The organism is Clostridium sp. (assembly GCF_016650035.1).
Classification (GTDB): domain Bacteria; phylum Bacillota; class Clostridia; order Clostridiales; family Clostridiaceae; genus Clostridium_AD.
Genome location: NZ_JAENWM010000051.1, coordinates 21,265 through 27,821 on the forward strand (window position 1 = coordinate 21,265; position 6,557 = coordinate 27,821).

General features: G+C 34.4%; 7 protein-coding genes and 1 pseudogene. 3 read left to right on the plus strand and 5 right to left on the minus strand.

Annotation, left to right across the window (positions count from 1 at the left end; genetic code table 11):
- The first annotated feature begins 22 nt into the window (after positions 1–22).
- A complete protein-coding gene (locus JJD95_RS12580) occupies positions 23–799 on the plus strand; it encodes a nitrilase-related carbon-nitrogen hydrolase (protein WP_291643376.1) in 777 nt (258 codons plus the stop codon).
- A 124-nt stretch (positions 800–923) separates the two neighbouring features.
- On the opposite strand, the gene JJD95_RS12585 is transcribed toward JJD95_RS12580, so the two are convergent.
- From JJD95_RS12585 to JJD95_RS12595, 3 genes and pseudogenes are all read right to left on the minus strand, one after another.
- On the minus strand, positions 924–1,094 hold the full coding sequence (locus JJD95_RS12585; RefSeq protein WP_291643377.1) for a hypothetical protein: 171 nt from the start codon (positions 1,092–1,094) through the stop codon (positions 924–926).
- 103 nt (positions 1,095–1,197) lie between these two features.
- Positions 1,198–1,479 (minus strand): late competence development ComFB family protein, encoded by a 282-nt coding sequence (locus JJD95_RS12590; protein WP_291643378.1) that lies wholly within the window; start codon positions 1,477–1,479, stop codon positions 1,198–1,200.
- A 124-nt stretch (positions 1,480–1,603) separates the two neighbouring features.
- Positions 1,604–2,258, minus strand: a pseudogene (locus JJD95_RS12595) (glutaminase).
- Between the two features lie 60 nt (positions 2,259–2,318).
- Here JJD95_RS12595 and JJD95_RS12600 point away from each other — a divergent pair.
- Both JJD95_RS12600 and JJD95_RS12605 read left to right on the plus strand, forming a co-directional pair.
- Positions 2,319–2,621 (plus strand): autorepressor SdpR family transcription factor, encoded by a 303-nt coding sequence (locus JJD95_RS12600; RefSeq protein WP_291643379.1) that lies wholly within the window; start codon positions 2,319–2,321, stop codon positions 2,619–2,621.
- A complete protein-coding gene (locus JJD95_RS12605) occupies positions 2,602–3,270 on the plus strand; it encodes an SdpI family protein (RefSeq protein ID WP_291643380.1) in 669 nt (222 codons plus the stop codon). The genes JJD95_RS12600 and JJD95_RS12605 overlap by 20 nt, the downstream gene beginning before the upstream one ends.
- A gap of 131 nt (positions 3,271–3,401) precedes the next feature.
- On the opposite strand, the gene JJD95_RS12610 is transcribed toward JJD95_RS12605, so the two are convergent.
- Positions 3,402–5,561: a bifunctional diguanylate cyclase/phosphodiesterase gene (locus tag JJD95_RS12610; RefSeq protein WP_291643381.1), complete on the minus strand. Its 2,160-nt coding sequence runs from the start codon at positions 5,559–5,561 to the stop codon at positions 3,402–3,404.
- A gap of 307 nt (positions 5,562–5,868) precedes the next feature.
- Positions 5,869–6,438 (minus strand): V4R domain-containing protein, encoded by a 570-nt coding sequence (locus tag JJD95_RS12615; RefSeq protein WP_291643382.1) that lies wholly within the window; start codon positions 6,436–6,438, stop codon positions 5,869–5,871.
- Positions 6,439–6,557: the final 119 nt, after the last annotated feature.

The following is a 6,557-nucleotide window of genomic DNA, read 5'->3' on the forward strand; positions in this document are numbered from 1 at the left end:
AACTAAAAAGGGAGTTGATAATATGAAACTAGCATTAGCTCAATTAGATATTTACTGGGAAGATAAATCTAAAAACAAAGAGACTGCCCTGAGCTTTATAGAACAAGCTGCAAAGCAAAACGTAGATATGATACTCTTCCCTGAAATGGCGCTAACAGGGTTTTCTATGGATACCGAGGCAATAGGGGAAACAAATAATGAAACCAAAGAATTCTTCAAGAATCTCAGCTCGAAATTTAATATTTTCATAGGCTTTGGATATGTGGAGGGAACAAAGGACAGTAAAAATAAATACGCCATAGTGTCGACCAGTGGGGAGGAACTTGTAGATTACACTAAAATTCATCTCTTTTCTTTTGGAACGGAAAATGAATTTTATCAAAGTGGAAATGAGGTAAAACATTTCGATGCATTGGGCTTTAATATTGTACCTTTCATCTGCTACGATTTGCGTTTTCCTGAAATATTTCAGATAGCATCAAAGACTGCCGGTTTAATTACTATAGGAGCTAATTGGCCAATTGAGCGCCGTGAGCACTGGACAGCACTACTCAAAGCAAGAGCCATAGAGAACCAATGCTATATTGCTGGGATTAATCGTGTGGGCGAAGGTGAAAAATTAAACTACAGTGGGGACTCCATGATTATAGATCCACTAGGAAATATAATTAGCAGCCTATATATGGAAGAGGGTTTAGTTATAGCTGATATCTCTCAGGAGAATGTAACTGAAATTAGAGAAAAATTTAAACTTAAAGAAGATAGAAGAGAAAGCTTGTATTATGATATAAATAGTTAGATTCAAGGTGAGTATTGCCTAGATAAACAATTAAGGCTGCTAAAAAAATCAGCAGCCTTAATTATTAAAAAAATAGTGAATTATAGCAAAAACTTGTAGTAGTCCCCAACTCTAGACCAGAATCTCAATCATTATCTTCAGCTATTTCATTAATTATGAACTTTTCCAGCAAGTTAACCATCTGCTCTTTGCTCAATGATTTATACCATATTGAGCGTTCCTCATAAGTTGCATCCAAAATGTCCTTATTATAAAAATCCTTGCCTTTTTTAACACAAATAAAGTTGCCTCGCATTATTGACCTCCTTATATAAACATAAATTATTGCACTCCATAGCTATTTTATCCATATGTACATTTCCTTAGACAAACTAACTTTATTTATATAACAAACACCACTAATTCTCCAGCGAATGTTTTGGGTTAGCAGATACTACTTCTATTGCAATTGCAATAGCCGTGGTAACATCAATTTTATCTTGTTTGTCAACTTCAGTTAATGCTTTCGTATATATTTCACCTTGCTCAGATACAATATATCTTGTATCAAGTGAGTTTAATGCTATTGCAGTAATGTCTAATTTGCACTTTTCACATTTGCAAATATTATCATATCCATTTAATATACTATCCAATAGGCTGCATACTATAGTCTCAGAATAATTTTGTAACTTATACATCGCAATCCTCCTAATTTTACTAGTAACATATTAAGCAAATTATACCACAAATGCAAAATTTAATACATAGAATAATAGTTTCCGACAAGAAATAACAATATAATCTACAATTTAAAAATAAACCTTAAAACATACTTAGATGGAGTTCTTTCGAAAGCTCTTCTAGAACTTTACCTCCACCAATGCTATTTCCATACACGTCAAGGGCTGGACCTACAACTGCGATTTCCATGCGGTTTGGAACAATAGCCATTATGCATCCGCCCACTCCACTTTTACATGGAATTCCAACCTCAATGCAAAATTCGCCGGATTTGTCGTATAATCCACAGGTCATCATGAGAGCCTTAACTATTCGATTAACATCCTCTACGTCCATTTGGATTATGTTAGCTCCCTTTAGATAGTAAGCCATAGCCCTATTTGTATTCCCAGTCAATTTTTCAGAATCATAAACTGAAGAATTCACCTCAATGTGGTTATTGTTAGATAATCTCTTCATCATACCTAGAATTCTATTAAATTGCTCTATCTTTAGAAAAAACCACGTCCTGGCCATTATCGATAAGAGCACATATAAGGATTATCACCTTTGAAACACTTTGAATAGTAAACTTTGTATTAAAGTCACCTTCTAAAATAATATTGCAATCTGTGTCAAAGATGCACACTCCAAGGGCATCTCTATCTCCTTTTGCAAGTTCGGGAATATATGTTGCTACTTCTCCGTTTTTATTAAATTTAGCTAACCACTTGCACTTGTGAACAGAGTGGAATATACTATTATTAGATAGTTAGACAATTGTCTAAACGTCTAATAATAATATAGGAGAGATTATATGTCTGCTTTGAATTTACCTTTTAAAGCTTTATCTGACCCAACTCGACGCAAAATTATAATGCTTCTTAAAAAAGGAAACCTTACCCCCAGCGAGATCGCAGAACATTTTGATATGACGAAACCTAGTATTTCTCATCATTTGAATATGCTAAAACAAGCAGATCTCGTGAGTGACGAGAGGAAAGGACAGAACATTTACTATTCATTAAATACTACTGTATTCCAAGAGGTTATTGGCTGGTTTTTTGACACGGCCCATTATAATGAAGGAGATGATAATAATGATGAAAAAGATTCTTGATACTATTAAAAAAGATTGGATTATTATCGCTATACTTACACTAACTTTTATAGTTTGTCTTTATTTCTATCCAAGTCTTCCAGAGAAAATACCAAGTCACTGGAATTCTAAAGGACAAATTGATGGTTATTCTGGAAGGTTTTTTGGAGCTTTTGGAATTCCACTAATGAATTTAGCTTTTTATTTTATGTTTATATTTTTACCGTATATAGATCCGAAAAAAGAGAATTATGCAAAATTTTCGGGTGCTTATAAAATAATAAGGTATTCATTTCATATACTCTTTGTGTGTATTCAAGTTATAATTTTGCTAGTTGCACTTGGATACCCTGTGAATGTGACCATGTTTATAGGCGTAGGTATATCCTTACTATTTATACTAATGGGGAATGTCATGGGAAAATTTAAGCATAATTATTTTGTTGGAATAAAGACCCCTTGGACGCTTGCAAATGAAGAAGTGTGGACTAGAACTCACCGTATGGCTGCACCATTATGGGTAGTTGGAGGTATTATATCAGCAGTGTTTGCAATAATCGGAGATGGAAATTCTTTGTTCTTCATAGTTTTAATGATAGTAGTAGCTGTAATTTCCATTGTTCCAATGGTATATTCTTTTGTTATTTTCAAAAGGCTTGAGAAAAAATAAGTGTTCTTTAAGGATAAAAAGGTACTGCTCTATCTATTTTTCTTAGGTATATTATAAAAGACACTCCGTTTAGAGCGTCTTAATTGTATTATTTGTGATGTCTAATATGAAACATGCGAATCACCTACTACTTAAATATTACCTAATTTAGGTACTGATTCAGGATGTCCCAAATAATACCCTTGAGCATAACCCACATTATCTTCTTTCAAAATGTCTAAGATTGAACTATTCTCAACAAATTCAGCAATTACCTCTTTTCCAAGAGACCGTGCCACTGTATTCATTGCTTGAACCAAAGCTCTATTTTTATTGTTTTTATCTAAATCGCGTACATAACTTCCATCGATTTTCACATAATCCACCGAAAGGTACTGAAGATATGAAAAGGAAGAAAAGCCTATTCCGAAGTCATCTAGCGCAAATTGGCATCCCTTTTCCTTTAACCTCATTATCCATCGGTCAGCACTTACAAGATCTTTCACTGCCATAGTTTCTGTAATCTCGAAACCAAGCCTAGATGGTTCAATTCCCCTACTTAGCATATTTTCTTCAATTAATAAAAGAAGTTCTTCATCTCCAATGCTACCACCGGACAAATTAACAAATAGTTTAAGTGTTGGATATTTTTCCAGTGCTTCAAATGCCAAATTAACAACACGTCTATCAATTTGAGACATCAGCCCAAATCGCTCTGCGACGGGTATTATTTTACCTGGATAAACCAATTCTCCGTTTTCCATCACTATTCGCATTAATGCTTCGTTATGTATAATTTCTCCTGATGAAATATTTACTATAGGTTGGAAAAACAAAACAATTTTATCTGTTTCCAGGGCATTACTTATTAAAAGCATTATGTCGTTGGTTTCGCCAAGTTTATCTTTGCCTAATATCTCGTTTGATGTGCTGAATACACGATTTTTTCCTTGTTCCTTTGATTTATAAAGGGCATAGTCAGCACGAGAAATCGCCTCTCGAAACTCAACTGATCCATTATTAATTGGTGCAACACCTATACTAATGGTATAACCAAATGAAATTTCGTAATTATCATCACGCATTTTTGATTTTTCAATCTTATACCTTAAGGTTTCAGCTACAAGACCTGCCTCTTCTAAAGTAACATTATTAAGTAGAACAGCAAATTCATCCCCACCGAGTCTTGCCAAAAGATCTTCTTTACGAATGTTTTCCTTTATTATAGAAACCATATTTATAAGTACCATGTCACCCATAGTATGCCCAAACGTATCATTTATGAATTTGAAATTATCTACATCAATTAAGAGTAATGCTGCTGTTTTATTTTTTTGATTAATCTCAGCAATCATTTGTTCATATGTTTTTTCAAGAACATATCTATTTGGTGCACTTGTCAAGGCATCATGCGATGCATAGTAACGAAGGTTATCCTCTATTCGTTTTCGGTCACTGATATCTCGAATAACATTTCCAAGGATTATTTCATTCCCAACTACACTTCCCTTACAACTTACTTCTACAGGAAAAGAGCCCCCATCTTTTCTAATGTGTGTAGACTCAAATATAATACCATTCACACTTGCCTCCTGCAATTGGCGTTTAACAATTAGTAAGTCCACACTGTTATGTAGGTTATAGATATTTAATAAAAGTAGTTCACCTCGGCTATAGCCATAAGCATCTTCAGCAGCCTTGTTTGCCTCAATTATTTGTCCATCAAGACGAACGAACAGGATAATATCACATGCATTCTCTAATAACACCTTATATTTTGCGGAAACCTCTTGTGCCTTATTACGCGCAGTGACGTCTTGTACACTTACAATTATTACACTTGATTGCCCACTTGTAGACCAACATGAATTAATATCAACATTAATGTGTTCACCATTTTTCAAGCAGTATATCGCATTGGTAATACTATATAAACTTTTTCCTTTGATATTTATGAGATCCTCCTGCGCAATGGCTTTATCCATATAAAAGTCGTAAACTGTTAAGCTTGGAATCTCTTCTTTGCAGTAACCAGTCATAATATTAAGCTGTTCGTTTGATTCTAAAATATTCATAGTAAGTGGGTCAAAAATATATATTCCACCTGGAGAATTTCTCACCGCGCTGGAGTAACGTGACTCACTTTCTCTAAGTTTTTTTGCTTCATTTTCGAGGAAACAAAAATTTTCATTAATCAAGTGATCCTTTTCCTCTAGTGCATTAACCATACTATTGAACGCGTCGGAAAACTCACCCATGAAATCAACATGTTGTTTGTAATCGCCCTTAGCTATCTGTTGAACCTGCCACACTAAAGTTCTGAGCTGAGAATGCAATTCCTTAAAAGGAGAGGCAAGAATATTTTTCGCTTTTGGTGGTTCAATACTGAGCACTCCTCGTGACAGGGGTAATATGAAATCCCAAATTTCAGAAAATGAATACACTACTTCATTTATACTTTTGGCCAATATCTCTAACGACTTAGGGTAATCTTCATGGCGGATAATTTTCGTTTTATTCCCTTGTAGCAATTGCTTCAAATTTGTTGACATCTGTTCTATAATGCGATTTTCACTATCATCCATAAACAACACCTATTCCTTTTCAAATTTAAGCCATTCATTTAGGTTGGTTTACTCGAAACCTGCAAACTCTGTCGCCAGTACCCCAACAATCAATTTCCTTTACGGAGAATTCTTTTCCCGTATATACCCTCATAATACCTGTAATGAATCCCTCATCATAGTTGCATACTTCTCTTCCGACAAATGGAAGACCGGAGCAATCCAAATCTTCTGCCACTGTAAGCAAAAATTCCATGCTTTCAAGATCTACCTTTTCAATTCGTAGAATTCCAATTTTTTGGTCAAGCAGAACTTCTTTTAATTGAGAAAAAAATTCAGAGATATTCAAACTTACATCTAGAAGCTCTCTACATAACTTTTCCCCGACAAGCTTTCCTGCCTTAAAAAGAATATTATCTGCAAACTCACCATCGAATTCTGTAGCTAAAACATGACGCATTGAGTATTGAAGTGACCTATAAACTGAAACAGGGAGCATCTGGCCAATGTTAGGTCTGCCCAACTCAATATCTCCTAATTCGTCCCAAGAAATTTGATTATTATTTTCCTCTACTTTAATCATACATATCCCCCACATTCTTACTGAGCTTTCACGGAAACTCATTAGCTCCTATGATTACTCATTTCTAGTATCATTAATTTTTGTTGATTCCCCCATTTTTTCTGCATAAAACGCTTGACAAGTCTGTAAAAATTTGAAAAATCCCTCCTAGAGACATGTTT